Below are 1,005 nucleotides of genomic sequence, written 5' to 3'. Positions count from 1 at the left end.
AACGCTTTAGTATTCTTTTACCGTAACGGTAAAAGAATCATTTGTTGAACTTAGCCATGCAGGTGTTTGAGTGAGGATGTTGGCAAGACTTATGCTATAGGAATTTGCTTTTTTGCCATTTATATTGGATGAGTCAACATTCCGTGTTTGCATTAACATATTCCCTCATTTACGTGCGTCTGTCATGGCTAGCTCGCCCTTTTTTAAAGATAATACGATGAGTATTATCCGCTTTGCAAGCACGACTGATTTTTAGCACAGCAAGATCTCTCTCACTAATGCAAGCCTTTTGGTATGGCGAATGGTACTTCTTTTGTTCGCTAAGTGGTATTTACAAACGGTCTGGTCCACATTGTCGGTAATATGATCGCAGCCAGCATCAAGTGTCCTAACTTACATTCCGTGCACGGCCATATCGCGCGTTGAATTGCTTGCTCTTTTTGCTCCACTTCTCTTGGCGCAAGTCCTTGCTGCTTCTGTATGGATGCGACTTTCTTTTGCCGACAAGCGTTCGCTAAAAAGCCATAGTAGCGTATTCGCATGAACCCTTTGGGCAACACGTGCAGTAAATATCGCCTGATAAACTCATGGCTCGTTAAACGCATTATCTTACTGCGATTATCTCGATAGTCTTTATATCTAAAGCATACCTGCTCATGTGTATAAGACACCAACCTAGATTCAGCCATCATGCCTTTTCGGGTGTATCGAGCTAAATAACGTAGCACCACTTTCGTGCTGTGTAGGCTTTGCTTGGCATAGACACACCACCTTTGCGGTAAACACAATGTTTCAAGATCTATCTCTTTCTCCTTGAGTAAAGCCAACATCTTCCCCCTAAACACCGCAGATAAGGCTTTGACTGGATAAAGGTAACGTTTCTGGTGTGCACACCAACGCTGCTCACGGTCGAGCACGCCCGCAGGCACTAAACAATGCAGATGAATATGCTGACCTAAGTTTTGTCCCCACGTATGCAACACACTTAACATCCCCAATTGACTA

Annotated in this window: 2 protein-coding genes; both read right to left on the bottom strand. The window is 43.6% G+C overall.

Annotated features, from left to right (window positions below; translation table 11 throughout):
- Positions 1–6: 6 nt before the first annotated feature.
- The gene (locus D6V41_RS18240; RefSeq protein WP_168711087.1) at positions 7–153 is read right to left on the bottom strand and encodes a hypothetical protein; all 147 of its coding nucleotides are present in this window, start codon (positions 151–153) and stop codon (positions 7–9) included.
- Between the two features lie 167 nt (positions 154–320).
- A partial coding sequence (locus D6V41_RS18060; protein ID WP_206663282.1) for an IS91 family transposase occupies positions 321–1,005 on the bottom strand: 685 nt, incomplete at its 5' end.

Source organism: Ningiella ruwaisensis (genome assembly GCF_004798935.1).
GTDB classification, from domain to species: Bacteria; Pseudomonadota; Gammaproteobacteria; order Enterobacterales; family Alteromonadaceae; genus Glaciecola; species Glaciecola ruwaisensis.
This window is presented reverse-complemented; position numbering and strand designations above follow the sequence as displayed.

Bases quoted from the DNA above. Each gene is read 5' to 3' on its own strand.
- D6V41_RS18240 (WP_168711087.1), bottom strand. From the start codon at position 153: ATGCAAACACGGAATGTTGACTCATCCAATATAAATGGCAAAAAAGCA.